Origin of the sequence: Streptomyces sp. NPDC059828 (assembly GCF_042731955.1) — a bacterium.
Taxonomy (GTDB): domain Bacteria; phylum Actinomycetota; class Actinomycetes; order Streptomycetales; family Streptomycetaceae; genus Streptomyces.
On the sequence record NZ_JBHWIW010000030.1, the window covers coordinates 13,575 to 37,855 of the forward strand.

The 24,281-nt window shown below is 70.6% G+C and carries 21 protein-coding genes and 1 tRNA gene; 9 read left to right on the plus strand and 13 right to left on the minus strand.

Features of this window, described 5'->3' with window-relative positions; translation table 11 throughout:
* Nucleotides 1-22: 22 nt before the first annotated feature.
* Complete coding sequence (gene dacB, locus ACFV6V_RS19120) at nucleotides 23-1,438, minus strand: D-alanyl-D-alanine carboxypeptidase/D-alanyl-D-alanine-endopeptidase (protein WP_385566397.1); 1,416 nt, start codon at nucleotides 1,436-1,438, stop codon at nucleotides 23-25.
* Nucleotides 1,439-1,670: 232 nt separating this feature from the next.
* On the opposite strand from dacB, the gene ACFV6V_RS19125 reads away from it, so the two are divergent.
* A complete protein-coding gene (locus ACFV6V_RS19125) occupies nucleotides 1,671-2,165 on the plus strand; it encodes an inorganic diphosphatase (RefSeq protein WP_019888410.1) in 495 nt (164 codons plus the stop codon).
* 102 nt (nucleotides 2,166-2,267) lie between these two features.
* Nucleotides 2,268-3,917, plus strand: a complete 1,650-nt coding sequence (locus ACFV6V_RS19130; RefSeq protein ID WP_385566277.1) for a threonine/serine exporter ThrE family protein — start codon at nucleotides 2,268-2,270, stop codon at nucleotides 3,915-3,917.
* A gap of 70 nt (nucleotides 3,918-3,987) precedes the next feature.
* Here ACFV6V_RS19130 and ACFV6V_RS19135 read toward each other — a convergent pair whose 3' ends face one another.
* Nucleotides 3,988-4,698, minus strand: a complete 711-nt coding sequence (locus tag ACFV6V_RS19135) for a DedA family protein (protein ID WP_385566279.1) — start codon at nucleotides 4,696-4,698, stop codon at nucleotides 3,988-3,990.
* 165 nt (nucleotides 4,699-4,863) lie between these two features.
* Here ACFV6V_RS19135 and ACFV6V_RS19140 point away from each other — a divergent pair, with 165 nt between their 5' ends.
* Complete coding sequence (locus ACFV6V_RS19140; protein ID WP_385566280.1) at nucleotides 4,864-5,232, plus strand: YbjQ family protein; 369 nt, start codon at nucleotides 4,864-4,866, stop codon at nucleotides 5,230-5,232.
* Between the two features lie 112 nt (nucleotides 5,233-5,344).
* Here the strand turns inward: ACFV6V_RS19140 and ACFV6V_RS19145 are convergent, their stop codons facing one another.
* Entirely contained in the window at nucleotides 5,345-6,106 is a 762-nt protein-coding gene (locus tag ACFV6V_RS19145) for a MerR family transcriptional regulator (protein ID WP_385566283.1), read from the minus strand.
* Nucleotides 6,107-6,234: 128 nt separating this feature from the next.
* Between ACFV6V_RS19145 and ACFV6V_RS19150 the strand changes: the two genes are divergently transcribed.
* Together ACFV6V_RS19150 and ACFV6V_RS19155 are read left to right on the plus strand one after the other, a co-directional pair.
* Complete coding sequence (locus ACFV6V_RS19150) at nucleotides 6,235-7,506, plus strand: ion channel protein (protein WP_385566285.1); 1,272 nt, start codon at nucleotides 6,235-6,237, stop codon at nucleotides 7,504-7,506.
* A 30-nt stretch (nucleotides 7,507-7,536) separates the two neighbouring features.
* Nucleotides 7,537-8,964 (plus strand): glutamate decarboxylase, encoded by a 1,428-nt coding sequence (locus ACFV6V_RS19155; RefSeq protein ID WP_385566288.1) that lies wholly within the window; start codon nucleotides 7,537-7,539, stop codon nucleotides 8,962-8,964.
* Nucleotides 8,965-9,180: 216 nt separating this feature from the next.
* On the opposite strand, the gene ACFV6V_RS19160 is transcribed toward ACFV6V_RS19155, so the two are convergent.
* From ACFV6V_RS19160 to ACFV6V_RS19175, 4 genes are all read right to left on the minus strand, one after another.
* Entirely contained in the window at nucleotides 9,181-9,414 is a 234-nt protein-coding gene (locus ACFV6V_RS19160; RefSeq protein WP_385566290.1) for a hypothetical protein, read from the minus strand.
* 104 nt (nucleotides 9,415-9,518) lie between these two features.
* Nucleotides 9,519-10,067, minus strand: coding sequence for a DinB family protein (locus tag ACFV6V_RS19165; protein ID WP_385566292.1), 549 nt, complete (start codon nucleotides 10,065-10,067; stop codon nucleotides 9,519-9,521).
* Between the two features lie 109 nt (nucleotides 10,068-10,176).
* Nucleotides 10,177-11,634 (minus strand): aldehyde dehydrogenase family protein, encoded by a 1,458-nt coding sequence (locus ACFV6V_RS19170; protein ID WP_385566294.1) that lies wholly within the window; start codon nucleotides 11,632-11,634, stop codon nucleotides 10,177-10,179.
* A gap of 86 nt (nucleotides 11,635-11,720) precedes the next feature.
* A complete protein-coding gene (locus tag ACFV6V_RS19175) occupies nucleotides 11,721-12,554 on the minus strand; it encodes a helix-turn-helix domain-containing protein (RefSeq protein WP_385566297.1) in 834 nt (277 codons plus the stop codon).
* A 371-nt stretch (nucleotides 12,555-12,925) separates the two neighbouring features.
* Here ACFV6V_RS19175 and ACFV6V_RS19180 point away from each other — a divergent pair, with 371 nt between their 5' ends.
* A complete protein-coding gene (locus ACFV6V_RS19180; RefSeq protein ID WP_385566300.1) occupies nucleotides 12,926-13,435 on the plus strand; it encodes an ATP-binding protein in 510 nt (169 codons plus the stop codon).
* A gap of 52 nt (nucleotides 13,436-13,487) precedes the next feature.
* Here ACFV6V_RS19180 and ACFV6V_RS19185 read toward each other — a convergent pair whose 3' ends face one another.
* The gene (locus tag ACFV6V_RS19185) at nucleotides 13,488-13,772 is read right to left on the minus strand and encodes a DUF397 domain-containing protein (RefSeq protein WP_385566302.1); all 285 of its coding nucleotides are present in this window, start codon (nucleotides 13,770-13,772) and stop codon (nucleotides 13,488-13,490) included.
* 619 nt (nucleotides 13,773-14,391) lie between these two features.
* On the opposite strand from ACFV6V_RS19185, the gene ACFV6V_RS19190 reads away from it, so the two are divergent.
* Nucleotides 14,392-14,919, plus strand: coding sequence for a hypothetical protein (locus ACFV6V_RS19190; RefSeq protein WP_385566305.1), 528 nt, complete (start codon nucleotides 14,392-14,394; stop codon nucleotides 14,917-14,919).
* A gap of 227 nt (nucleotides 14,920-15,146) precedes the next feature.
* Here ACFV6V_RS19190 and ACFV6V_RS19195 read toward each other — a convergent pair whose 3' ends face one another.
* Complete coding sequence (locus ACFV6V_RS19195; RefSeq protein WP_385566400.1) at nucleotides 15,147-16,331, minus strand: DUF2786 domain-containing protein; 1,185 nt, start codon at nucleotides 16,329-16,331, stop codon at nucleotides 15,147-15,149.
* 303 nt (nucleotides 16,332-16,634) lie between these two features.
* On the opposite strand from ACFV6V_RS19195, the gene ACFV6V_RS19200 reads away from it, so the two are divergent.
* Together ACFV6V_RS19200 and ACFV6V_RS19205 are read left to right on the plus strand one after the other, a co-directional pair.
* Nucleotides 16,635-17,195: a sugar O-acetyltransferase gene (locus ACFV6V_RS19200; protein ID WP_385566403.1), complete on the plus strand. Its 561-nt coding sequence runs from the start codon at nucleotides 16,635-16,637 to the stop codon at nucleotides 17,193-17,195.
* A 148-nt stretch (nucleotides 17,196-17,343) separates the two neighbouring features.
* Complete coding sequence (locus ACFV6V_RS19205) at nucleotides 17,344-19,041, plus strand: bifunctional 3'-5' exonuclease/DNA polymerase (RefSeq protein WP_385566307.1); 1,698 nt, start codon at nucleotides 17,344-17,346, stop codon at nucleotides 19,039-19,041.
* A 45-nt stretch (nucleotides 19,042-19,086) separates the two neighbouring features.
* On the opposite strand, the gene ACFV6V_RS19210 is transcribed toward ACFV6V_RS19205, so the two are convergent.
* From ACFV6V_RS19210 to ACFV6V_RS19225, 4 genes are all read right to left on the minus strand, one after another.
* Nucleotides 19,087-21,219, minus strand: coding sequence for an FG-GAP repeat domain-containing protein (locus ACFV6V_RS19210; RefSeq protein WP_385566308.1), 2,133 nt, complete (start codon nucleotides 21,217-21,219; stop codon nucleotides 19,087-19,089).
* A 440-nt stretch (nucleotides 21,220-21,659) separates the two neighbouring features.
* The gene (locus ACFV6V_RS19215; protein WP_385566311.1) at nucleotides 21,660-21,869 is read right to left on the minus strand and encodes a hypothetical protein; all 210 of its coding nucleotides are present in this window, start codon (nucleotides 21,867-21,869) and stop codon (nucleotides 21,660-21,662) included.
* 687 nt (nucleotides 21,870-22,556) lie between these two features.
* Nucleotides 22,557-22,630: transfer RNA gene (locus tag ACFV6V_RS19220), tRNA-Thr, on the minus strand.
* A 98-nt stretch (nucleotides 22,631-22,728) separates the two neighbouring features.
* A complete protein-coding gene (locus ACFV6V_RS19225; protein ID WP_385566314.1) occupies nucleotides 22,729-24,276 on the minus strand; it encodes an alpha/beta hydrolase in 1,548 nt (515 codons plus the stop codon).
* Nucleotides 24,277-24,281 lie beyond the last annotated feature (5 nt).

A 24,281-nucleotide genomic window follows, 5' to 3' on the forward strand; every position in this document is an offset into this window, starting at 1 on the left:
GGGCGTCTCGGGCCTCGGGGCCTCAGGGGATCAGCGCCGACGCCATCCGGTCCAGGGCCGGGCGGCCCGCCCCGTAGGACGGGGTGCTCCCGGCCATGAACGCGAAGGCCAGCAGCCGTCCGTCGGCGGACACCGCCGTGCCCGCCAGGGTGTCCACCCCGGTGAGGCTGCCGGTCTTGGCGCGTACGAGCCCGGCGGTGCGTGCCTCGGAGCGCTCGGTGAGGGTCCCCGTGAAGCCCGCGACGGGCAGCCCGGTGAGAACGGGGCGCAGTTCGGGATGGCCGGGGTCGGCCGCACGGGCCAGCAGTCCGGTGAGCAGGGCGGCCGAGACCCGGTCGGCCCGGTTCAGTCCGCTGCCGTCGGTGAAGCGGGCCTTGGCGACGGGGAGCTTCAGCCGCTTGAGCCGCGCGGTGACGGCGGCCTGGCCGCCCGCGAAGCTCGCCGGGCGGCCGTCGGCGATGGCGGTCTGCCGGGCCAGCGCCTCGGCGATGTCGTTGTCGCTGTTGGTCAGCATCCGTTCGACCAGCGCGGCCATGGGCGCCGAGAGGGTTCTGGCGACGGTGACGGCCTTGGCGGGGCGCTTGCCCCGGTCGGGCCCCGCCTCGGTGTTGATGCCGCGCTTGGCGAGCAGCGCGACGAACGCCGAGGCGGCGTCGTGCGCCGGGTCCTCCACGCGGTCCGCCGGGCCCCTGGTGGAGCCGTCGAGCCTGCCCTCGTCCAGCATCAGGGGGGTGACCGGCGCGATGTTGTCGTTGGGGCTGATGGGGTGCAGCACAGGGCCCTCGTAGAGCGAGGTCTCGTAGCTCAGCCTGATCGTGCTGACCCCGTGTTCGCGCAGGGCACGCGCGGTGCCGTCGGCCAGCGCACCGAGCCGGGCCTGGTCGAGGGTGGGGTCACCGCCGCCGATCAGCGTGACGCGCCGGTGGTCCGGGGCGGCGACGACCGTGGTCGGGATGCGGTGGGTGGGGCCGGTGGCGGAGAGCGCGGCGACCGCCGTGGCGATCTTGATCGTGGACGCGGGGGTCATGGGGGCGCCCGCGTTCTTCGCGTAGAGCTGTCTGCCGGTGGTGAGGTCCACGACGGACGCGGTGAGCACCGGGCCGAGCCCGGGATCGGTCATCAGGGGTTCCAGCGCCGGGGCGATGGCGGCGGGCGCGGCGGCGAGGGCACGAGGTACGGACAGCACGCCGGGCGCACTGGGCGCGGGCGCCGGCTCATTCGGACCATCGGGCGCCGAGGACCGGTGATGTACGCCACCTGTCCGGCTGAGCGCCGCCGCGCGGTCCCGCTCGGCCTTACGCTGACCGGAGTCCCAGGGGCCTGCCGCGGAGACCGCGACGGCCGCGACGGCGAGGCCGGCCACGGTCGCGCCCGCCGTGAGCCGCCAGGGCTGTCCGTTCCGCCGGCCGGTCGGCCAGGTCTGGCCGATGTGCTTGATCTGCTTGATCGCCGAACCCGCCCTGAGCTGCCATGTTCTGTGGTCAGGCACCCTGGACCAGCCCCTTTCGCGATCACACAGTTGCGTAGGGGACACTTAATCACTGCGTCTTGCCGCGAGCATGGCACCCCGTCCAGCACCGGGCCCGTCCGGCCGGAGCCCCGGGCGGCCCCGTCTCACGAGCAGTCGTACCATCACCTACATATGTGTTGATCATGGAGGAGTGCCACCCGTGGAGTTCGACGTCACCATCGAGATCCCGAAGGGGTCGCGGAACAAGTACGAGGTGGACCACGAGACCGGCCGGATCCGCCTGGACCGTCGCCTCTTCACCTCGACCAGCTACCCCGCCGACTACGGCTTCGTCGAGAACACCCTCGGCGAGGACGGCGACCCGCTGGACGCCCTGGTCATCCTGGACGAGCCGACCTTCCCCGGCTGTCTGATCAAGTGCCGCGCCATCGGTATGTTCCGGATGACGGACGAGGCAGGCGGCGACGACAAGCTGCTGTGCGTGCCCGCGTCCGACCCGCGTGTGGAGCACCTGCGGGACATTCACCACGTCTCCGAGTTCGACCGCCTGGAGATCCAGCACTTCTTCGAGGTCTACAAGGACCTGGAGCCGGGCAAGAGCGTCGAAGGCGCGAACTGGGTCGGCCGCGCCGAGGCCGAGGCCGAGATCGAGGCCTCCTACAAGCGCCTTGAGGCGCAGGGCGGCGCGCACTGACGCGCCCTCCGGCAGCCTCACCGGGCGGTGCACTCCCACACGGGGTGCACCGCCCGTCGCATACTGGCTGACCACAGCCTGAGCGAAAGGGGACTGGGAGCGGTGGCGGAGCCGGGAGGTCCTGCGGAGGACCGCAAACCGCAGTCGGACGAGGCGCACAGCGCGTTCGCCCCTCCCAAGGGAGTGGAGCCGCCGCCCGGACCTCCGGAAGAGGACCATCCCTCCTCCGAGTTCGCCGTTCCCGAGGGTCTGAACCCCGAGCCCCCGCCCGGGCCGGAGGGGTCGGCCTTCACCCTTCCGTCGACGTACCGCACGAGCGACGCGCCCCCCGTCTTCACCCCCGCCTACGGAATTCCCGTGGTGCAGCTGCCCAAGGACGCCCCCTGGCAGGACCGGATGCGGGCGATGGTGCGACTGCCGGTGAGCGAACGCCCGGCCCCGGAGCCGGTGCAGCGGCAGGACGATTCGGGGCCCGCCGTGCCGCGCGTACTCGACCTGACCCTGCGTATCGGCGAGCTGCTGCTCGCGGGGGGTGAGGGCGCGGAGGACGTCGAAGCGGCGATGCTCGCCATCACCAGCTCGTACGGCCTCGACCACTGCGAGCCCACCGTCACCTTCACGCTGCTGTCGATCACGTATCTGCCGTCGCTGGTGGACGATCCGGTGACGGCGAACCGCACGGTACGCCGGCGGGTCCCGGACTACACCCGGCTGACCGCGGTCTACCAGCTCGTCGCGGACATCAGCGCCGAGGACAGCGACATCAAGCTCGACGAGGCCTACCGGCGGCTGGCGGAGATCCGGCGTAACCGCCATCCCTACCCGGGCTGGCTGCTCACGACCGCCGCCGGCGTACTGGCCGGGGCGGCGTCCGTGCTGGTGGGCGGAAACGCGCTGGTGTTCCTGGCGGCTGCGGTCGGCGCGATGCTCGGTGACCGGCTGGCATGGCTGTGCGCGGGACGCGGGCTGCCGGAGTTCTACCAGTTCGTGGTGGCGGCGATGCCGCCCGCGGCGATGGGTGTGACGCTGAGCGCGCTGCACGCCGGGCTCCAGCCGTCCGCCGTGATCACCGGTGGGCTGTTCGCGCTGATCCCCGGGCGGGCGCTGGTGGCGGCGGTGCAGGACGGGCTGACCGGTTTTTACATCACCGCGTCGGCCCGGCTGCTGGAGGTCGCGTACTTCTTCGTGGCGATCGTCATCGGGGTGCTCACGATGCTGTACGTGGGCGTGCAGTTCGAGGCGAACCTCAACCCGGAAGGGGCGCTGAGCACGGTCGAGCGGCCCGTGGTGCAGATCCTGGCGTCGATGGTGCTGTGCCTGACCTTCGCCGTGCTGCTCCAGCAGGACCGGTCGACGGTGCTGATCGCGGCGCTCAACGGCGGGGTGGCCTGGGTGATCTACGCGGCGATCGCCCTGACGGCGGGAGGCTCGTCCGTGATGGCGACGGCCGTCGCGGCGGGTCTCGTGGGTCTGTTCGGGCAGCTGCTCGCCCGCCTCCAGCACACCTCCTCGCTGCCCTATGTGACGGCGGCGATCGGGCCGCTGCTGCCTGGTAGCGCCACCTACTTCGGGGTGCTGCACATCGCGCAGAGCAACATGGACCTGGGCTTCGCCTCGCTGGCGCGGGCGGCGGCCCTGGCCCTGGCGATCGCGATCGGAGTGAACCTCGGCGGTGAGGTGGCACGGCTGTTCCTGCGCAGTCCGGCCGCGGCGGGCCAGCGCCGCGCGGCCAAGCGGACGCGCGGCTTCTAGGCCGTGTGGGAGAAATCCCGCCCGGGCCCGGACGGGGCCCGGTGATCCGGACGGGCCGGTGTGCGGGTGCTCAGCGCTTGGCGTGGCGGCCGCGCTGCGGGGGCTGGTCGTCCGCGCCACCCGGCAGGCCGGCCGCCGGACCGGCCGCCGCAGCCTGCTTCTTGCCCTTGGAGCGGGCCCGCAGGAACTCGATGGCGATCGGGACCACGGAGAGCAGCACGATCGCGATCAGGATCATCTCGATGTGCTTGTGCACGAACTCGACCTTGCCGAGCGCGGCACCGAGCAGCGTCACGCCCGCGCCCCACAGGACGCCGCCGATGATGTTGAAGGTGATGAACGAGCGGTAGTTCATCCGGCTCACGCCGGCGATGATCGGCGTGAATGTGCGCACGATGGGCACGAAGCGGGCCAGGACCAGCGACTTCGGGCCGTACTTCTCGAAGAACTCGTGCGCCTTCTCCACGTTCTCCTGCTTGAACAGCTTGGAGTCCGGCCGGCTGAACAGGGCCGGTCCCACCTTGCGGCCGAAGAGATAGCCGACCTGGTCACCGAGGATCGCGGCGAACACGATCATGGTGCACACCGCCCAGAGCGGCAGGTCGATCTTGCCCGTGGTGACCAGCAGACCCGTCGTGAACAGCAGGGAGTCACCCGGCAGGAAGAACCCGATGAGCAGGCCGGACTCGGCGAAGACGATGACGAGTACGCCGATCACGCCGAAGGTGGTGATCAGGTAATCGGGATCCAGCCAGCTCGGTCCGAGCGCAAGAGTGTTCACGAGGTCCGGGCTCCTGTGGTGTGGATGGGTCGGGCGGCGGGCAACCGGCACCTCGGCCGGCCAGTCCTGTCGACTGCCCAAAGTTACCAACGCATCCGGGTGACGCCCGGTTCCAGCGGCCCTCTCCGGATGCGGGGCGAACCGGAGGCAACGAAGCTGTGCCCCATGGGCATCGATGATTACGGCGGCGGCCAGACCGCGCACGCGGATGTGCTGGTTGTCACAACGAACGACGTCCCCGGCTATGCCGTACAGCAGGTGATCGGCGAGGTCTTCGGCCTGACCGTGCGCTCGCGGCACCTGGGCAGCCAGATCGGCGCGGGCCTCAAGTCGATGATCGGCGGCGAGTTGAAGGGCCTGACGAAGACCCTCGTGCAGACCCGGAACCAGGCGATGGAACGCCTGGTGGAGCAAGCCAGGGCGCGCGGCGCCAACGCGGTGCTGATGTTCCGGTTCGACGTCACGGAGGCGGCGGACGTGGGCACGGAGGTGTGTGCCTACGGCACGGCCGTCGTCATCGCGCCGCGCACCTGAGCCTGACGGCCCCGTTCGCGGGTGCGGGCGGCGCGGCTGCACGGCGCCGCCCGCTCGGCACACCGCGAAACCCGGCCGCACCCCGACCGCACCACGGGTGACCTGCGGGCCGTCAGGCCGACACCCTCGCCGCGTTCGCGTGGATCGCCTCGCGGAAGTGCTCGGCCAGCCCCGGCCCTATGGCGTCGTAGAGCTCCTTGAAGCGGGGGTCCGCCACGTACATGTCCCCGAGGCAGCGGTGGATCTCGTACGTGCACGTGTAGAACCACTCCGTGATGTGCCGGCGGTGCTCCTCCGCGAGATCCATCGCGGACTCACCGGCTGCGGGCTCGCCCTCCGCCATCAGCGCGGCGTAGCGCCTCCCCCAGTCGGCGAACTCCGACTGCATCCGCTGCCAGTCGTCCTTGTCATAGCGGGCGACACGCCGCTGGGATTCGGCGTACTCCTCGGTATCGCCCCAGCGTTCCTCGGCCTCCTCCGCGTACTGCTCCGGGTCCCGGCCGCCGAAGACCTCGAACCTCTCCTCGGGCGTGAGCTTGATTCCCGATTTCCGTGCCTCCATGGCGTGCTCGACGGCCTCGGCCATCCTCTGGAGCTCGGTGATCCTTCCGGTCAGCAGTGCGTGCTGGCGCCGCAGGTGTTCCTGCGGGTCCACATCCGGATCGTCGAGCAGGGCCAGGACCTGGTCGAGCGGGAAGCCCAGCTCCCGGTAGAAGAGGATCCGCTGGAGCCGGTCGAGATCGCCGTCGTCGTAGCGCCGGTGGCCGGCGTGATTGCGACCGCTCGGTGAGAGCAGCCCGATCTCGTCGTAGTGGTGCAGCGTCCGCACCGTCACCCCGGCGAGGCCCGCGACCCGACCCACCGAATAGCTCATCGCTTCCCGCTCCCCGCTCTCGTACTGGTACGTGCTTCAGCCTGGCACCTCACGCCACGTGAGGTGCAAGCCCTTCATTTCGAGAGCGCTTGCCCGATCTGCACCGATATCGCCGATATCGTGAGGCCGTGACCACGACCGACCGCGGCCTGCCGGCCACTCCGGCCCGTGCGCTGCTGCCGCTGATCGTCCCCGCACTGGTCGTCGGCGTCGGTTCGAGTCTGCTGCTGCTCGCCCTGACGGCGATCTCGGAGCAGCTGAAGAAGGTCCTGTGGACCGTGGTGCCGGACGCGCTCGGCTTGGGCTCCTACTCGTCGCTCTGGATGTTCGCCGTTCTCACGGCCACGGGTCTGGTGGTGGGGCTCGTGGTGTGGAAGGTGCCGGGGCACGCCGGCCCCGACCCGGCCACGGTGGGGCTCGTCGATCCGCCGATGCCGCCCCTGGTGGTGCCCAGCCTGCTGCTCACCGCCGTGCTCGCACTGGCCGGCGGCGTGAGCCTCGGCCCCGAGAACCCGATCACCATGGCGAACATCGCGCTCGCCGCCTGGCTCGGCGGCAGGGCGATGCGGGGCACGTCGGCCGACACGTGGGCGGCGCTCGCCGCCGCGGGCACGGTGGGCGCCCTGTTCGGTACGCCCGTCGCCGCCGCGCTGATCCTCACCGAGAGCCTGGCGTCCCGCCCCGGCCCCGGCGCGCTGTGGGACAAGCTGTTCGCCCCCCTCATCGCCGGGGGCGCCGGAGCCCTGACCACCGTGCTGATCGCGCATCCGACATTCGACCTCGCCCTGCCGAAGCTGGCGCGAGCGAGTTGGGGCGACATCCCCGCCGCGTGGCTGGTGACCTGTCTGGGCGTGCTGGTCGGCCTGGCGGCGGTGTACGCGTTCCCGTACCTCCACACGGCCTTCCACCGTCTGCGGCACCCGGTGCTCATGACCACCGCCGGTGGGCTGGTGCTCGGACTGCTGGGGACGCTCGGCGGAAGCCTGACCCTCTTCAAGGGCCTGTCCGAGATGAAGGTGCTGGCCTCCGACCCCACCGGCTGGACGGCGGGGCAGTTCGCGGTGATGGCCTTCGTCAAGCTGGCCGCGCTCACCGTCGCCGCGTCCTGCGGCTTCCGCGGCGGGCGGATCTTCCCCTCGGTGTTCATCGGGGTCGCGCTCGGACTGGGCGTCAGCGCCCTCGTCCCCGCGGTGCCTCCGACGCTCGGCGTGGTCTGCGCGGTCCTGGGCATCCTGCTGGCCGTCACCCGGCAGGGCTGGCTGAGCCTGTTCACCGCGGCCATCCTCGCCGCCGACCCCCATGTCTTCCCCCTCCTGTGCATCGCCGTGCTGCCTGCCTGGCTGCTGGTCACGGGACGTCCCCAGATGCAACTCGACCAACACGGCTCCTCACTGCGCTGAAACCGACACTGCGTTGAAAGGCGACCTGACATGGCAGCACTGCACCAGGGCGGCACCGGCCGCGAGGAGAGCCAGGAGCGGCGCAGGCTCTCACTCAACCCCTTCTTCGGGGAGGCCGATCCGACCGGGTCGATGACCCTGGCGCCGCCGAAGCACCAGCTTCCGGACGGACCCATGCCGCCCATGACGGCCTACCAGCTCGTCCATGACGAGCTGATGCTGGACGGCAACTCCCGACTCAACCTCGCCACCTTCGTCACGACCTGGATGGAGCCCGAGGCAGGGAAACTGATGGCGGAATGCCGCGACAAGAACATGATCGACAAGGACGAGTACCCGCGGACGGCCGAGCTGGAGCGGCGCTGTGTCGCGATGCTCGCCGACCTCTGGCACGCGCCCGACCCCTCGACCACGGTCGGCTGCTCGACCACGGGTTCGAGCGAGGCCTGCATGCTCGCCGGAATGGCCCTCAAGCGCCGCTGGGCCAAGCGCAACGCCGACCGCTACCCCGGCCCCGGCGCCAAGCCCAATCTCGTGATGGGCGTCAATGTGCAGGTCTGCTGGGACAAGTTCTGCAACTTCTGGGAGGTGGAGCCGCGGCTGGTGCCGATGGAGGGCGACCGCTTCCATATCGACCCGCAGGCAGCGGCCGAGCTCTGCGACGAGAACACGATCGGCGTCGTCGCCATTCTCGGCTCCACCTTTGACGGCTCGTACGAACCGGTCATGGAGGTCTGCGAGGCACTGGACGCGCTGAAGGAGCGCAAGGGCCTGGACATCCCCGTGCATGTCGACGGAGCGTCGGGGGCGATGGTCGCCCCGTTCGTGGATCCGGAGCTCGTCTGGGACTTCCGGCTGCCGAGGGTGGCTTCGATCAACACGTCGGGACACAAGTACGGGCTGGTGTACCCGGGTGTGGGGTGGGCGCTGTGGCGCTCACCGGAGGACCTGCCCGAGGAGCTGGTGTTCCGGGTCAACTACCTGGGCGGCGACATGCCGACGTTCGCACTGAACTTCTCCCGGCCGGGCGCGCAGGTGGTGGCGCAGTACTACACCTTCCTCCGGCTGGGCCGCGAGGGTTTCCGGGCCGTGCAGCAGACCACCCGCGACGTGGCGCAGAGCCTGGCCCGCAAGGTCGAGAAGCTGGGCGACTTCCGGCTGCTCACCCGGGGGGACCAGCTCCCGGTGTTCGCCGTCACCACGGCTCCCGACATCACCAACTACGACGTGTTCGACGTGGCACGGCGGCTGCGGGAGCACGGCTGGCTGGTGCCCGCGTACACCTTCCCGCCCAACCGGGAGGATCTTTCGGTGCTGCGCTTCGTCTGCCGCAACGGCTTCTCGGCGGATCTGGCGGCGCTGCTGGTGGAGGACCTGGGGCGGATCATGCCCGGCCTGCGGAAGCAGAGCGCCCCGCTGAGCAAGGACAAGGCGGCGGCCACGGGCTTCCACCACTGACGAGTTCGTGGACTGCGGGCCGTGATGACGGTCTGATCAGGCGCGAAGGTGTACGCCCCGCCCTCGATCCGCTCGATCAGACCGTGCGTCCATCCCGAACGTGCTGCCGCACGGCTAGGGCACCAGTAGCCGGATGGTGGACATCCGTACGCCCGTATGCCGTACCCACCCGCCCGATTTCGACTGGAGGACGGGCTAGGGCCCGGGTCAGGGACCTCAGGGCACCCACTTGTACTTGCCGCCCCCGACCCAGCGCACATCCGCGGGATCGTCGAGGTCGATGGGGTTCAGCCCGGCGCCATGGGCCAGCTTGATCACGTCCAGCATGTCGCGGGCGGTCCCCGCCACCTCCCCGTTGATCTCCACCATCCGGAACGGCGGCTCGGCGGCCACGACGGGGAGGACCACCACGGGGGTGGGGACGAACACCTCATGCTCATCGTTGCTCATGCCTACAGCGTGTGGCAGGGGCGCTCCTCGCACACGTCGAGCGCTCGGGCCCTGCCGACCGGAGCCGGCCGGCAGGGCCCGGTGACCGCTGACCCGTAGCCCGCCTACCCCCAGCTCCCACCGCTCTCCGCCGCCACCAGCGCGAAGGAGCTCTTGCCGTCCAGCGACTCCCGCACGATGTCCGCGTGCCCCGCGTGCCGGGCGATCTCCTCGATGAGGTGCAGCATCATCCAGCGCATCGAGACCCGGCCGTCCTTGGGGAACCACGGCATGGCCGGCAGCGGGAAGGTGTCGTCCAGACTCGGCACCGAGCGGATGAACTCCTCGGTCTCCTTGGCCACCCCGTCCCAGAAGGCCAGCGTGCCGGGGATCGACTCGTCCTCGACCAGCCGGAAGCCGTCCGCCCAGGTCTCCTCGTTGCGCTGGCGCTCGTTGGGCTGCTCCTGGGCCATCCGCAGCCAGTTCAGCTCGCACTCGGCCACATGCTTCAGCAGCCCGGACAGCGACAGCTCGCTGGCGCTCGGCCTGCCCGACGCTTGTTCCTCGGTGAGGCCGATGACGGACCGGCGGACCGCTCCGCGCTGCGCCTCCACGAAGTTCAGGAGCGCGCCGCGCTCGTCGCCGTAGGTCTCCGCGGGTACGTGAGTGACCATGGGTGCGCCTCTCGGTGGTGCCTGTTGCCTTGCCCTGACACCACCCAAGCTACGGACCCTTGCGGTCAGCTTCTGTCCTCGACGTGCGGGGGAACGCCCGCATTCGTCCTCAGAGGGGAAACCTCGTACGGCCGTGCTGCACGGAGATCCACTTCTGGGTGGTGAACGCCTCCACCGTGGCTTCGCCCCCCAGCCGCCCCAGCCCGGACAGCTTCTCGCCGCCGAAGGCGACGAGCGGCTCGTCCTGCACCGTCGAGTCGTTGACGTGGAACATCCCGGTCTCGATCCGGTGGGCAAAACGCACCCCCCGCTCGATGTCCCCGGTGTGCACGGCTCCACTCAGACCGTACGGGCTGTCGTTGACCATCCGTACGGCCTCGTCCTCACCGTCGAACGGAGCCAGCAGCGCCACCGGACCGAAGATCTCCTGCCGCAGCAGCGCCGACTGCTCGGGCAGCCCGGCGAGCACGGTGGGCTCCATCAGGGTGCCCCGCACCCGGCCCCGCACCAGTGCCGTCGCCCCGTCCGCCACCGCCTGGTCCACGAGTCCGGCCAGTGCCTCGGCCTGAAGGCTGTCGATGACCGGACCGATCTGGGTCTCCGGATCCCGGGGGTCGCCGGTGCGCAGCGCCGCCACCCTGGCGGTGAACTTGTCGGTGAACTCGGCCTCCACCGACCGGTCCACGAGGATCCGGTTGGCGGCCATGCAGACCTGGCCCTGGTAGAGGAAGCGGCTGAAGACGGCGGCGTCCACGGCATGGTCCACGTCGGCGTCGTTCAGGACGACCAGCGCGCTGTTGCCGCTCAGCTCCAGGACGCAGCGCTTGAAGTTGCGGCCCGCGACCGCTCCGACATGCCGGCCCACCCGGTCGGAGCCGGCGAACGAGATCACCTTGGGCACCGGGTGCTCGATCAGCGCGTCGCCTATCTCGGCTATGTCGGTGACCAGGACGTTGAGCAGCCCCGGTGGCAGACCCGCGTCCTCGAAGATCCTGGCGATCAGGCCCCCGCCGACCACCGGGGTGTGCTGGTTGGGCTTGATCACCACCGCGTTGCCCAGCGCGAGGGCGGGCGCCACGGACTTGAGTGTGACCAGGAAAGGGAAGTTGTACGGGGTGATCACACCGACGACCCCGACGGGCAGCCGGTAGACCCGGTTCTCCTTGCCGTCGATCTGGGACGGCAGCACCCGGCCCTCCGGGCGTACCGCGAGCTGGATCGCCTCGCGCAGGAACTCCTTGGCGAGATGGATCTCGTACGCCGCCTTCAGCCGGGTCCCGCCGAGTTCCTCGGTGATCGCGTCGGAGATCTGGTCCGCGCGCTCATCGATGATCCGCAGTGCGCGCTCGAAGACCAGCCGTCGGGTGTACGGATTGGTCTCGGCCCAGGGCCGCTGGGCGCGCTCGGCCGCCCGGTAGGCCTGGTCGACCTCGGCGACGGTGGCCACGGTGATCGCCGCGAGCTTCTCACCGTTGTACGGATTGAAGTCGATGATGTCCCATGAGCCGCTGCCGGTCCGCCACTCGCCGTCGATGTACTGGTGAGCCAGGTCGGTGAAGAAGGACATACGATCCCTTACTTCTGTGGGCGCTGTGGGAGTTGCCGGGGCGGCCAGTCCTGTGGGAACTGCTGGCATGTCATCGTACTGTCGTTTCAGGTGAGTTGGAGCAGACCGCGTAGCAGGTCACGGCTCTCGTCAGCGCCCGGTGACTCCTCGTGCAGCCGCTCCATCGCCCGCTCGTACTGGGCCACTTCCTCGCGCTTGTCGAGATACAGCGCGCTGGTGAGCTGCTCCAGGTAGACGAGGTCCGAGAGGTCCGATTCCGGGAAGCGCAGCATGGTGAACGCTCCGGACTCCCCCGCGTGGCCGCCGAAGCTGAACGGCATCACCTGGACGGTGACGTTCGACTGCTCGGACACCTCGATCAGATGCCTCAACTGCCCCTGCATCACTGCCCGGTTGCCGTAGGGGCGGCGCAGGGCGGCCTCGTCCAGCACGACATGGAGCCGCGGGGCACGCTCGGAGACCAGGATCTTCTGGCGCTCGAGACGCAGCGCGACCCGCTTGTCGATCTCGGCGGCGGGCGCGCCGGGCATACCGCGCGAGACGACCGCATGCGCGTACGCCTCGGTCTGCAACAGACCGTGGACGAACTGGACTTCATAGATACGGATGAGCGAGGCAGCGCCCTCCAGGCCGATGTACGTCTGGAACCAGCCGGGCAGCACATCGCCGTAACTGTGCCACCAGCCCGCCACATTGGCCTCGCGGGCGAGGGCGAGCAGAGACTCGCGCTCGGCTTCGTCCGCGACGCCGTAGAGCGTGAGGAGGTCCTCGACGTCCCTGGCCTTGAAGCTCACCCGTCCCAACTCCATGCGGCTGATCTTGGATTCGGATGCGCGGATGGAGTAGCCGGCCGCTTCGCGCGTAATACCGCGCGACTCCCTGAGCCGTCTCAGCTGTGAGCCCAGCAGGATGCGGCGCACGACCGACCCACCCCCGGAGCCTTCGGACTGGGGGTACCCCCAGGACTCCACTGGCGTCACGTCTACCAACCCTCCCAACGCTGCTGTGTCGCGGAGCCCCCGAACCCCGAGTCCCGGATTCTGCCATCAAACGCTCCACCCCGTACTCATTCGATTACGGAAATAGGAAGCCTTTGGGGAACGGTGCGAAGAAGCGAACAAGAAGAAAGGGGAGTGAACCGGCACGGGGCAGGACAGGCCGGGCGCGTGCACGTGCATCTGCCCTTGCATCTGCCTATCGCATTCGGAACCATGGAGCTCGCGCACCTGCGTACTCGTTCGTGCTTGTTCGTGTTGTAGCGTCACAGCCGCGATTCCTGGGAGTGCCTCGCATGGGGACGAATGGATCGACCATGCTCGAGCCGTTACGGCAGGGCCCTCCGCCGATCGACCCCGCAGACGCCTCCAGCTCAGCCTCCTGCGCTCTGCCACCCCGCTATGAAGCGGTGCGCGGCGCAAGGACGTTCACCAGCAGGACGCTCGCCGCATGGGATCTGAGCGAGCGCTTCGACGACGTCGCCCTCGTGGTCTCCGAACTCGTCACCAACGCCCTGCGGCACGCCCTGCCAGCGGACGCCCCGCACGGCCAGGACCACCCGGTGCGGCTGCACCTGATGCGCTGGACGAGCCGGCTCGTGTGCGCGGTGCGCGACCCCAGCCAGGACAGCCCGGTGGCGTCCGAGGCGGAGGACTCGGCCGAGTGCGGCCGGGGGCTGTTCCTCGTGGATTCCTTCAGCGACAGCTGGGGCTGGCACCCGCTGGCCGGACAGGCGACCGGGAAGGTGGTCTGGGCGCTGTTCCGGCTCCCCGGGGCGAGCGGCTGCGGCCACACGGACGACTGAGCCCCCGCGCCGGTACCGCTGACGTGGGGGCCTGGTTGGTGCGCCGCGAGTTCTACGCGGGTTGACTGTCCAGACGGGCGTCGAGCCGGCCCTCGAGCCCTCCGCCGACCAGGTGGTCGAACTCCCCGTCCTTCACACCCAGAAGCAGCGCCTCTATCTCGGCCGGGGTGTAGACCAGCGCCGGCCCGTCCGGGAAGCGCGAGTTGCGCATCGCCACGTCGCCGCCCGGGAGTTTCGCGAACTCCACGCACGAACCCTGCGAGTTGCTGTGGCGGCTCTTCTGCCAGACGACCCCGTGAAGCTCTGCCGCCGCCATGCCGTTGTACACGTGCTGCACAGGACGCTCCCGAGTTACAAGGTGCAGATGTCAACTGTCTTGGATCATAGCTTCGTTCATATGCTGATGCATGAGCAGATGCACGTGCACGAGGGGTGGTCCCGCGGTTACAGCACCCGCGAGCAGACGGCCTCGCACACGAGAACCTGCCGGGGTAAAGACGCGAGTTCCACCGTTTCGGATCCAGGTTCCGGGCATCCGCCCCGCCCGCGATAGCTCGCTGATCGGGGCAGGTGCGGCGGAGTCGGAACATCCGCTCCCGTTCGAGGAGTCGCGCTTCCGCTTGACCCCTCCAGGGTGGGCCACGCCAGGGCCGGTCTCAGGGCGACCGACGGCCGAAGTACATGACGAACCATCAGACATACGCACGAGCAGTCCGCTCATTCCATACGGACGGAGACCCCAGAACCACTCATGCACATGGAGCCAGGTCCGTACGCAAATGAGTGCAGTCGCCTGAGGAATCCGCTACGCCGGCCGCCGGACCGCCTCCCGGACACACGTCCGGGCCTCCCGGTGCAGCTCGCGGTGCGCCTGGGGCCACGGTCGGCGCAGGGCCGCCCGATCCGGCCAACTGGTAGCTTGCTGTCGTCTTGCACACAACCAGGGGGACCCGATCGTGAACAAGCTCGTACGCCAGGGACTTGCCGCGGCTGGCCTGGCCGCCGCCGCCCTCATGCTGACCGGTTGCGGCAACGGAAACGACGACGCCTCCGACAAGAGAGACACGGACGCCTCGGCTTCGCCCAGCGCAGCGACAGGCGGCGGCTCGGGCGGAGCGTCCGACGGGGCCACGGTCGGTGAGCTCCAGGGCACGTGGTCCGCCATGGGCAGCGAGATCGTCGCCCTCTCGTTCCGGAACGACAAGGTCTCGCTGATCGCCGGTCAGCACGTCTGCACCGGAGTGGTCGCCGCCGCGGAGAAGCCCACACTGGCCCTCAAGTGCGCGGACGGCGACACCAAGCGCACATCGGGCACGATCGAGTCCCACGACGCCAAGACCGTGGTGGTCGCCTGGGCGAGCGGCACCAAGGACTCCCTCGTCAAGACGGACACCAGCGGGGTCCCCGGTGGCCTTCCCACGAGCATTCCGACGAACCTGCCGAAGGGCCTTCCGACGGCCGTGGCGTCCCCGGTTCCTCAGTAGCCGGCCGGGTCGCCGACAGCCGAGCCCGGCCCGTCCGGGCGGTCTTGTCGGGCCCGGACAGGGCCGAGTGCCGAGACAGGTCCTGCCCGAGCGCCGGGGAGTACGCCCCGTACGAGGACGACCTCCCCCTGCCTCCGGCGGGGGAACCCCCACCGCCTCGCGACCGCACGCACCAGACGCCGCGAGCCCCGCCCTGCGGGCGGACGACGCCAGTTCTCCAACACGGCCTAGCCGTCGAGCTCGCCCCGCGCCGCCGACGGCCGCCCCGGCATCCGGGCCGCGTCGGCGGCCGTTCTGCCGTGCTGCCAGCCATCGGCGTCGGTGGCACCGCGCACCCGCGTCCTGACCGTCTCCGGGAAGAGCCGCTCCGCATGGGCCGTGACCGCGACATCGCGGGCGGCGAGCACCGGGAGCAGCTCCTCGTCGGAGCCTTCTTTCCGCGCGGCCCCCGACGCGACCTGGGACGCGACCCCTGACGCGGTCTCCGCGAGCCGGCTGCCCAGCCGGTCCGCGTAGGCCAGCAGGAAGGACTGGCGGAACGTCTTGGTGCGTTTGCGGCCCCCCGCACGCTGCGCGGCCTCCGCACGGGTCATCGCCGTGGTGCCCTGCACCAGCAGCGAGGTGAAGAGCAGTTCGACCGCGTCCAGGTCGGGCTCGAAGCCGACCACGGTGGAGAAGCCGAGCCCGCTGTTCCAGACGGCACGGCAGCGGTTCGCCGTGGCCACGGCGTCCAGCAGGATCGCCTTGGCCTGCTCGTACGGCGCGTCCACCCCGATACGGCAGGCGCCGGGCAGGTCCGGACGGTGGGTACGGGCCGCGAGCAGCGCCTCGTCGATGCTGTACCGCGCCATCAGCTCCTGCGCCTTCGCCGTGAGGGCCTCGGCCTCTTCGGGGAAGCCGGTGGCCTCGGCCTTGGCGAGCAGCCCGCGGATCCTGACCAGCATGCGGGGCTCGTCCCCCGCCGGCGCCGCGCGGTGGAAGGCGTGATGGAGAGGGGCACCGGGGACCGGCCCGGCCGGTTCGAGCGCGGGAAGCCGTACGAGCAGCCGGTAGAGCTCCAGCGCGGCCGTCATCCGCGTGAACCTGTCCCCTGGTCGTTCCCCGGACGCGTCGCCGGGCAGCACGGCGAGCTGGGCGGTCCAGCGGGGCGGCAGGTCCTGCCCGTACCGCCGGGTCTCGCTCATGATCAGCGTGGCGAGCAGCCGCACATGGGTGTCGCCGAGGTCGCGGCGCACGATCCGTACGAGATCCGCGGGCTGCCAGCCCCGTTCCCAGGCGCGGCGTACGAACTCCTCACCGCGCCTGGCCAGTTCCGCGTCGGCGGCCGGGGGTGCGGCGGCCAGCAATGAGGCGGCCGTGTCGAGTGCGTCGTCGTCATCGGCGTACAGCGCGCCGCCGAGTGCCTGCTCTATAGCGTCCACGCCGTTCACGTCGATTGAGCCTACGCGAGCCCGGGGGCGGAACGCGCGGTGGTCATGGGGGCACGGACGCTCACCCGCGCCGGTGGAGCGCGGCCACCCTGCCGTGGGAACTCGCCCGTCCACAGGCTGTGGATATCGAACTGCTGAACGCCGGAGCTCGGGGCGGTCCACGCGGGAGCGCCCTGATCGCCGTCACGGCCGGGCCGCACCTGTGCTGGTCGGGGCGCGCGGAGGCGGGAGGTGAGCCAGGTGACGGACGGCGCCCACGACGGCGACTGCGCCTACGGTGGGGTCATGGGCGAGAACAAAGAGCGCATGCTGGCCGGTGACTGGTACCTGCCCGACGACCCCGAGCTCGCCGCGGACACCGAGCGGCGCTTCGTCCTCTGCGCCGCCTACAACGCGAACGGCGGCGCCGCACCTGCCGACCGGGCCGGGATTCTCGCCGAACTCCTCGGCTCCGTCGGCGCAGACGTACGCATCCGGCCGCCGTTCCAGTGCGACTACGGCCGCTACATCAGCATCGGCACGGGGACGTTCGTCAACTTCGGCGCGGTCTTCCTGGACGCCGCGCCCATCACCGTCGGGGCACATGTCCAGATCGGACCGAACGTCCAACTGCTCACGCCCACGCACGAACTGGACGCGGAGCGGCGGCGGGCGGGCTGGGAGAAGGCCGAGCCGATCACGATCGGGGACAACGTGTGGCTGGGCGGCGGAGTCATCGTCTGCCCGGGAGTGACGATCGGCGAGAACACGGTGGTAGGAGCGGGAGCCGTGGTCACCCGCGACCTCCCGGCGGGGGTGCTGGCGGTGGGAAACCCGGCCCGGGTGGTACGCCGGCTCACTGAGTGAGTCGGGGCCGGGGCCGGATTGCCGGGCCGGCCGCCGGTCAGGGGCGGACGGCTGACCCTGCTCGCCGTGTCATCGCCGCGCATCCCCTGCTCGCCGTGCCGTCGCCGCGCGAGCGCCGCTGTCAGTGGCGGCTGCCAGACTCGCACCCATGACCGACCGCTGGGCACTGGCGCCGGCCGAGGGTGGCGGGGCTCTGCTCGTACCCCTCGGTCAGGACGGGCTGCCCGCAGGACCGGTGCTGGCCGAGCCGGATCTGGTCGCGGCGGTCCGGGCGCGCCCCGAGGTCGGGCGGGAGGGCCGCTGGGTGTGGCGTTCCACCGCGGAGGTCTATCCCCGGCTGCTCGCCTCCGGTGTCCGGGTCGAGCGGTGCTACGACATCGAGGACGCGGAGTCGCTGCTGCTCGGGCACGAGGGGCGGCTGGGCGAGCCCCGGTCGGCTGCGGCCGCCTGGGCACGGCGGCGGCACGCGCCGGTACCACCCGATCCGCCGCTGCGGGCAGCCGTACCGGGCTCGCAGTCCTCGCTCTTCGAGCCCCAGCCGGTACCCGTCCCCTTCGAGGGTCTGCTGGAGGTGTACGCGGAGCAGCAGCGAAGACACGAGGCCGCCGAGCACCCCGGGCGGATGCGGCTGCTCACCGCGGCCGAGTCGGCGGGGATGCTGGTGGCCGCGGAGATGCACCGCGCCGGGTTGCCCTGGCGGGCCGATGTGCACCGGGAGCTGCTGCACGAGCTGCTCGGCGAACGGTACGCGGGCGGCGGCGAGCCGCGACGGCTGGCCGTGCTGGCGGACCAGGTGTCGGCGGCATTCGGGCGCCGGGTGCGTCCCGATCTGCCCGCGGATGTGGTCAAGGCGTTCGCCCAGGCCGGCATCAGGGTCCGCTCCACCCGGCGCTGGGAGCTGGAAGGCATCGACCACCCCGCGGTCGAGCCACTGATCGCGTACAAGAAGCTGTACAGGATCTGGACGGCACACGGCTGGAGCTGGCTCCAGGACTGGGTGCGCGACGGCCGATTCCGGCCCGAGTATCTGCCGGGCGGCACGGTCTCGGGCCGATGGACGACCAACGGCGGCGGGGCGCTGCAGATCCCCAAGGTGATACGGCGCGCCGTCGTCGCGGACGACGGCTGGCGTCTGGTCGTCGCGGACGCCGACCAGATGGAGCCGCGGGTGCTGGCCGCGATCTCGGGTGACCCCGGGCTGATGGAGGTCGCGGGCCATGAGGACGATCTGTACACCCGGCTGTCCGACCGGGCGTTCTCCGGCGACCGCGCCCACGCCAAGCTCGCCCTGCTGGGCGCGATCTACGGCCAGACCAGCGGGGACGGCCTGAAGAACCTCGCCGCGCTGCGCCGCCGCTACCCGCTGGCGGTGGCGTATGTGGACGACGCGGCCCGCGCGGGCGAGGAGGGCAGGCTGGTGCGCACCTGGCTCGGGCGTACGAGCCCCCGGGCGGCCGGCGGCGGCGATGACGACGAGGCCGGCATCCCGCAGGAGGCCGCACCCGGGGACGAGCCGGCGCCCGGCGAGTTCGTCCCCGGGTACGCGTCCACCAACGCCCGGGCCCGCGGTCGTTTCACCCGGAACTTCGTGGTGCAGGGCAGCGCTGCCGACTGGGCGCTGCTGATGCTGGCCGCGCTGCGCAGGGCCACCGCGGGGCTGCGTGCGGAGCTGGTGTTCTTCCAGCACGACGAGGTCATCGTGCACTGCCCGGCCGATGAGGCGGACGAGGTGGTCCGGGCGATCCGGGCGGCCGGAGAGCTGGCCGGCCGGATCGCGTTCGGGGAGACGCCGGTGCGGTTTCCGTTCACGACGGCGGTGGTTGAGCGTTACTCGGATGCAAAGTGACACGAAGTACCGCGAAGTGACGTGAAGCGAGCCGGGGTCGGGCGGTCAGGCGAGGGATTCCCAGCTCTTCCAGTAGGTCGGCGTCTCCGCCGCGGGGACACGGTTGGCGAAGGACCCCGTCCCCTTGCCCGCGTTCAGCCAGAGGCGGTCGGAGCTGTCACGGGAGACCAGGTCGTGCCTGCCGTCGCCGTTGACGTCCCCGGCACCGATGACGTCCTCGTAGGACCCGCCCCAGTCCTTGAAGACCAGGACGCGGTCCTTGAGCCGCCCGGTGCGCAGACCGTCGTAGCGCCAGAGCTCTCCGGACCTGTCGAGGGCGAGGACATCGCCGATGCCGTCGCCGTTCAGGTCGCCGGCGCCGATGACCCGCTGATAGCCGGTCCAGCCGGAGCGGATCCTCACCCGGGGCTGGAAGCCGCCCTTGCCGTCGTGCGCGTACAGGTAGATATCGCCGCTGGCGGCATCCCGGGCCAGCAGGTCGGGACGGCCGTCGCCGGTCTGGTCACCGCTGGCGAGCAGCGTGTCGTACTTGCGCCAGTCACTGGCCAGGCGCTTGTACGGGGAGCCGGGCATGGGCAGCCCGCCGCAGACGGGGGTGTAGAGGCGGGTCTCGCCACCCGGCAGCCGCACGATCAGGTCGTTGCAGCGGTCGCCGTCGAAGTCCCCGAACGGCACGGCCTTGGTCCCGTCGGCCCACGGTCGCGTCTGGAAGGTGCGCAGCGGGTTGGCGGTGTCCTGGGTGAACAGGTTCATGCTGTCGCTGCGGCTGAGCCCGAGGATGTCCGCGCGGGTGTCATCGGCGTAGTCATGCCACTTCGGCAGGCTCCGCGTACCCGTGGTCGCGGTGAACGCGGCCGTCGAGCCGTCGGCGGCCTTCTGCGTCCACACCGCCAGCGGGCGGCCCTTGTCGTCGACGGCCACCCGGCCCACGCTGGTGCTCCCGTCGGTCAGCGTGCTGAGGGTGCGCGGCTTGGACGCGCTGCCCGCGGCGACGGTCTGGGTGACGAAGTCCCGGCGGACCGTACGGCTGTGCTCGAATCGTTTCTGCGTATAGGTGACGACCAGCGCCCCGGACGGGGTGAGGCCACTGCTGAGCGACTCTGACTCCACATATGAGCCGAGCCCGAGCCGGGCGCCCCAGCTGCCCGTCGCCGCCGACCTCGTGGCGACGGTCGGACCGCCGCCCCAGCCGATCGCCGTGACATCGCCGTTCGGGGCCGTGAGCAGTTCGGCGGGAGTGGTGTCGCCCGAGATGCCCACGCTCTCGGCCGGGCCCCAGTCCGCGGCGCCGGCCGCCTTGCGGGCGTAGCCGTCCATGGAGAGCAGGTGGAAACCCCCCTGCGGGTGGGCGGCCAGCGTGACGGTCCCCGGCTTCCCGCCCAGCTGCGGAAGATCGCGCGGGGTGGTCCAGGCACCGGCTCCGGCGGGCTTCTCGAGGTACTTGTAGTACCACTGGTACGCCGACTCGTCCGGGTCGACGCCATCCCCGGTGTAGTAGCTGTTGCCGCCCCAGATCACGCCCAGGGCCCCGTCGGTGGCGACGGCGAGGCGCAGGTCGCGGAGCCGGTAGTCGTAGGTGTTGTCGGGGCGGACGATCGGCTCGGGGAGCCGGTCCAGCCGCACCGGCTCGGACCAGGCCGCTTGCGGACCGGACCGCTCGACCACCGTCAGCCACCGCTCCCCGTCCATCCAGGCAAGGGCCTGCCGGCCCGAGGCGTTGGCCACGAGGGTGACGCTCTGGGCCTTGGGGACCCCTGTCGCGATGTCCTCGGCGGGCCCGAAGACGGTCCCGTCCGGCGCGAGCCGGGACATGCGCAGCGTGCCGTCCGCCCACCACACCAGCGACAGCGCACCGTCGTCCGTCCGCTGGAGCACGGCACCGGGCGCGGACACGACCGTGGCCGTCTGCCAGGCGCCGCTCCCCGCGGCCCTGACCGCCAGCACGGTCTCGCCCCCCTGCTTGAAGAGCCCGGCCACGGTGCCGTTCCCGGACGACTTCAGGTCCATGACCTGGCTGACACCCGCCAGCCCCTTCGGCGCACCCCACGGCCCGAGCCCGACGACAGCGGTGCCGGACACCGCCGACGCGGCATGAGCACCCGAAGCGCCCACACCACCGGCCAGCACCAGCACGGGAACGAGCGCGCTGCCCAGAAGCGCGCGGAAACGACTGGTCATGTGTGAGCCCCCCGGCGTGATCTTCGGCTATCGCTCGGCAGCGTATATCAGTGGTCACGGTGCTCTTCCGCCACCGACGCGGTACGCCCGTCCGACCCGGCGAGCTCCGCGAACGGGCGCGGGCACCTGCACCCCGGCACGCTCCTGGCGCCGGTGAAGCCAACCATGAGATCCAGCGGCGCAGTTCGGACAGCCGCCGGCCACCATCGGTCATCGCGCGTCGGCCCTTGCACCCCGATCCCGGGACGGACCACACCTGAACAGGTCAGCGGGTATCTGTCCTGGGCTTCCGGTGGAGCCGCCGACGGGTGGACCCGAGACCTGCGCATTACCAGCTCGCGCCGCTGGTCAGAGCAGTGATCAGGCAGAGACGGACGGCGGCGGACAGTCACGGATGGAGCACGGTCCGAGACGACGGTTGAGACCCTGCACCGCTCAGGTCACGCCGCATCCCACTCATGCGCGTGCCCTCCACGCCACTCAACCCAGTTGGGATCGTCGAGAAGATCCCATGCGTCCGGGAGACCGGCGCGGCGCAGGAACTCGATCACGTCATTGTCGTCGTGAGCCAGACCGAGGATCTCCCCACGCACAGTGACTCGCCGACCACCGGAGGGCGACGGCTGGTGCACGACGATCGGCTCGGTCATGAGTCCACTGTGCTCCACACGCGGATTGATCGCAGCCGATCTACGGCAGAGGGTGGCCCTGGTCGCTCATGCATTGCTCGAAGAGCTCAGCAAGGGGGCGACATCGCCGCTCGGGGTATGCGTCAGTGGGGGCGTCAACGCGGTCCTCCTGCGCTCGTGCAAGCCCTCGGTGTCCCCGGCTGCGCGAAGAACGCTCAACTCGCCCTACGGGCACGGCCACTAGGGCTGTCACATCCACAACACTGGACAACCCCGGGCACACAGTGGCTGGCGTATGTGCTCATCACCGCAGGCTGGATGCTCACCACGGCCGTGGTCGCGGGCGTGACCCGGACGCTGAACAAGAACTAGCGGGCGGACCAAGAGCCGCGAGCACCGGCAGCCCGGCCGTGATTCTGAGGCCGCCAGGGACGCGACGGCGATGCATCGGCAACAGTCGCGGTGCCCCCGCGTGCTGTCTCGCGGAGGGCTCGGTGTGGGTGCGCGCGGCCCCCGCCGCGACGTCAGTTCGGCCAGACCGACACAGCTCCCCCGCGTGGGCGGGGCGACGGCGCGAAGCGGCAGCGATGGCCGCCCCACTGAAACCCAGCCTGAGACCCTCGACAGCCGCGCGGCCCGCCGCCGTCAACGCATCCACTGAACGAGAAAACCCCAGGTCGGAAAGGATCCGACCTGGGGTTTCAGGTGAGCCGCCTTCGGGATTCGAACCCGAGACCTACGCATTACGAGTGCGTTGCTCTGGCCAACTGAGCTAAGGCGGCAAGCTGCCGACATGCATGATCCCGTAGGGCCAGGCTCGCATCAGCAGCGGCGCTAAGTCTACAGGGTTGAACAGAGTGCCCCGGACCAGCCCCAATGATCACTGGCAGCGCTTGTTCGGCGGGGGCGGGGTGCCCTCCAGGAGGTAGGTGTTGACGGCTGTGTCGATGCAGTCGCTGCCGCGGCCGTAGGCTGTGTGGCCGTCGCCGTCGTAGGTGAGGAGCTTTCCGGAGGAGAGCTGGCTCGCGAGGGCCTTGGCCCACTTGTAGGGAGTGGCGGGGTCGCGGGTGGTGCCGACGACCAGGATGGGGGCGGCGCCCTTGGCCTCGATGGGGTGAGGGGCGCCGGTGGCATGAGCGGGCCAGTAGGCGCAGTTCAGGGAGGCCCAGGCGAAGCCCTCGCCGAAGACCGGCGAAGCGGTCTCGAAGTCGTCCACCGCGGCGGAGACGTCGGACGGGGAGGCGAAGGCGGGAGGCGCGTCGAGGCAGTTCACCGCGGCGTTGGCGTACATCAGGTTGGCGTAGCTGCCGTCGGGGTCGCGCTCGTAGTAGGAGTCGGCCAGTGCCAGCAGGCCGGCGCCGTTGCCGTTGTTCGCCTGGCGGAGGGCGTCGCGGAGCTGGGGCCAGGCGGCCTCGTCGTACATCGCGGCGATCACGCCGGTGGTGGCCAGGGACTCGGTGAGTTTGCGGGTTTCGCCGGTCGCAACCGGCTGGGTGTCGATCTTGGTGAAGAAGGCCTTGAGGTTCTTCGCCGCGTCCGCGGCGGATGTGGTGCCCAGGGGGCAGTCGGAGCGCTGCACGCAGTCCGTGGCGAAGGACTGGAAGGCGGTCTCGAAGCCCGCCGTCTGGTCGCGGTTCAGTTCGCGGGCGGAGATCGAGGGATTCATCGCCCCGTCCAGCACCAGCCGCCCGACCCGGTTCGGGAAGAGCTCGGCGTACGTCGCCCCGAGGAACGTGCCATAGGAGGCGCCGACATAGGACAGTTTCTCGTCGCCGAGCGCAGAACGCAGGATGTCCATGTCACGGGCCGCCTCGACGGTGGAGACGTGCGGCAGGACCGCGGCGGACCGCTGCTGGCAACCGGCCGCGAAGCGCTCGTACTGCGTGCGCAGCTTGGCGATCTCGGTCTGGTCGTCGGGGGTCTGGTCGGTCTGCGTATAGGCGTCCATCTGTTTGTTGTCGAGGCATTCGACGGGCTCGCTGCGGGCGACACCCCGCGGGTCGATGGCCACGATGTCGTACCGCGCCCGCACCGGGGCGGGGTAGCCGATTCCGGCGTACCCCTGGAGGTAGTCGACGGCCGAGCCGCCCGGTCCACCAGGGTTGACCAGCAGCGATCCGATGCGCTTGCCCGGGCCGGTCGCCTTCACCCGGGCCACCGCGAGCTTGATGGACTGCCCGTCCGGTTTGGCGTAGTCCAGTGGGGCCTTCAGCGTGGCGCACTCGAAGCGGGGGACACCGCACTCCCGCCAGCTGAGCCGCTGCCCGTAGTACGGCTCAAGATCTGCCGCCGGGGCCGCCGCCGGAGTCCCCGACCTCTCGGCCCCCACAGGGAGGACGCTGCCGCTACAGCCCGAGAGCAGCATCCCAACAGCCGTGGCGCAGGCGAGGAGAGAGATACGGAGGCGGGCGCGATGCCTGATGTCCATTCTGG

Bases quoted from the DNA above. Each gene is read 5' to 3' on its own strand.
- ACFV6V_RS19205 (WP_385566307.1), top strand. From the start codon at position 17,344: ATGACCGACCGCTGGGCACTGGCGCCGGCCGAGGGTGGCGGGGCTCTG.
- ACFV6V_RS19200 (WP_385566403.1), top strand. From the start codon at position 16,635: ATGGGCGAGAACAAAGAGCGCATGCTGGCCGGTGACTGGTACCTGCCC.
- ACFV6V_RS19170 (WP_385566294.1), bottom strand. From the start codon at position 11,634: ATGTCCTTCTTCACCGACCTGGCTCACCAGTACATCGACGGCGAGTGG.
- ACFV6V_RS19225 (WP_385566314.1), bottom strand. From the start codon at position 24,276: ATGGACATCAGGCATCGCGCCCGCCTCCGTATCTCTCTCCTCGCCTGC.
- ACFV6V_RS19145 (WP_385566283.1), bottom strand. From the start codon at position 6,106: ATGAGCTATTCGGTGGGTCGGGTCGCGGGCCTCGCCGGGGTGACGGTG.
- ACFV6V_RS19155 (WP_385566288.1), top strand. From the start codon at position 7,537: ATGGCAGCACTGCACCAGGGCGGCACCGGCCGCGAGGAGAGCCAGGAG.
- ACFV6V_RS19140 (WP_385566280.1), top strand. From the start codon at position 4,864: ATGGGCATCGATGATTACGGCGGCGGCCAGACCGCGCACGCGGATGTG.
- ACFV6V_RS19215 (WP_385566311.1), bottom strand. From the start codon at position 21,869: ATGACCGAGCCGATCGTCGTGCACCAGCCGTCGCCCTCCGGTGGTCGG.
- ACFV6V_RS19165 (WP_385566292.1), bottom strand. From the start codon at position 10,067: ATGGTCACTCACGTACCCGCGGAGACCTACGGCGACGAGCGCGGCGCG.
- ACFV6V_RS19180 (WP_385566300.1), top strand. From the start codon at position 12,926: ATGGGGACGAATGGATCGACCATGCTCGAGCCGTTACGGCAGGGCCCT.
- ACFV6V_RS19210 (WP_385566308.1), bottom strand. From the start codon at position 21,219: ATGACCAGTCGTTTCCGCGCGCTTCTGGGCAGCGCGCTCGTTCCCGTG.
- ACFV6V_RS19160 (WP_385566290.1), bottom strand. From the start codon at position 9,414: ATGAGCAACGATGAGCATGAGGTGTTCGTCCCCACCCCCGTGGTGGTC.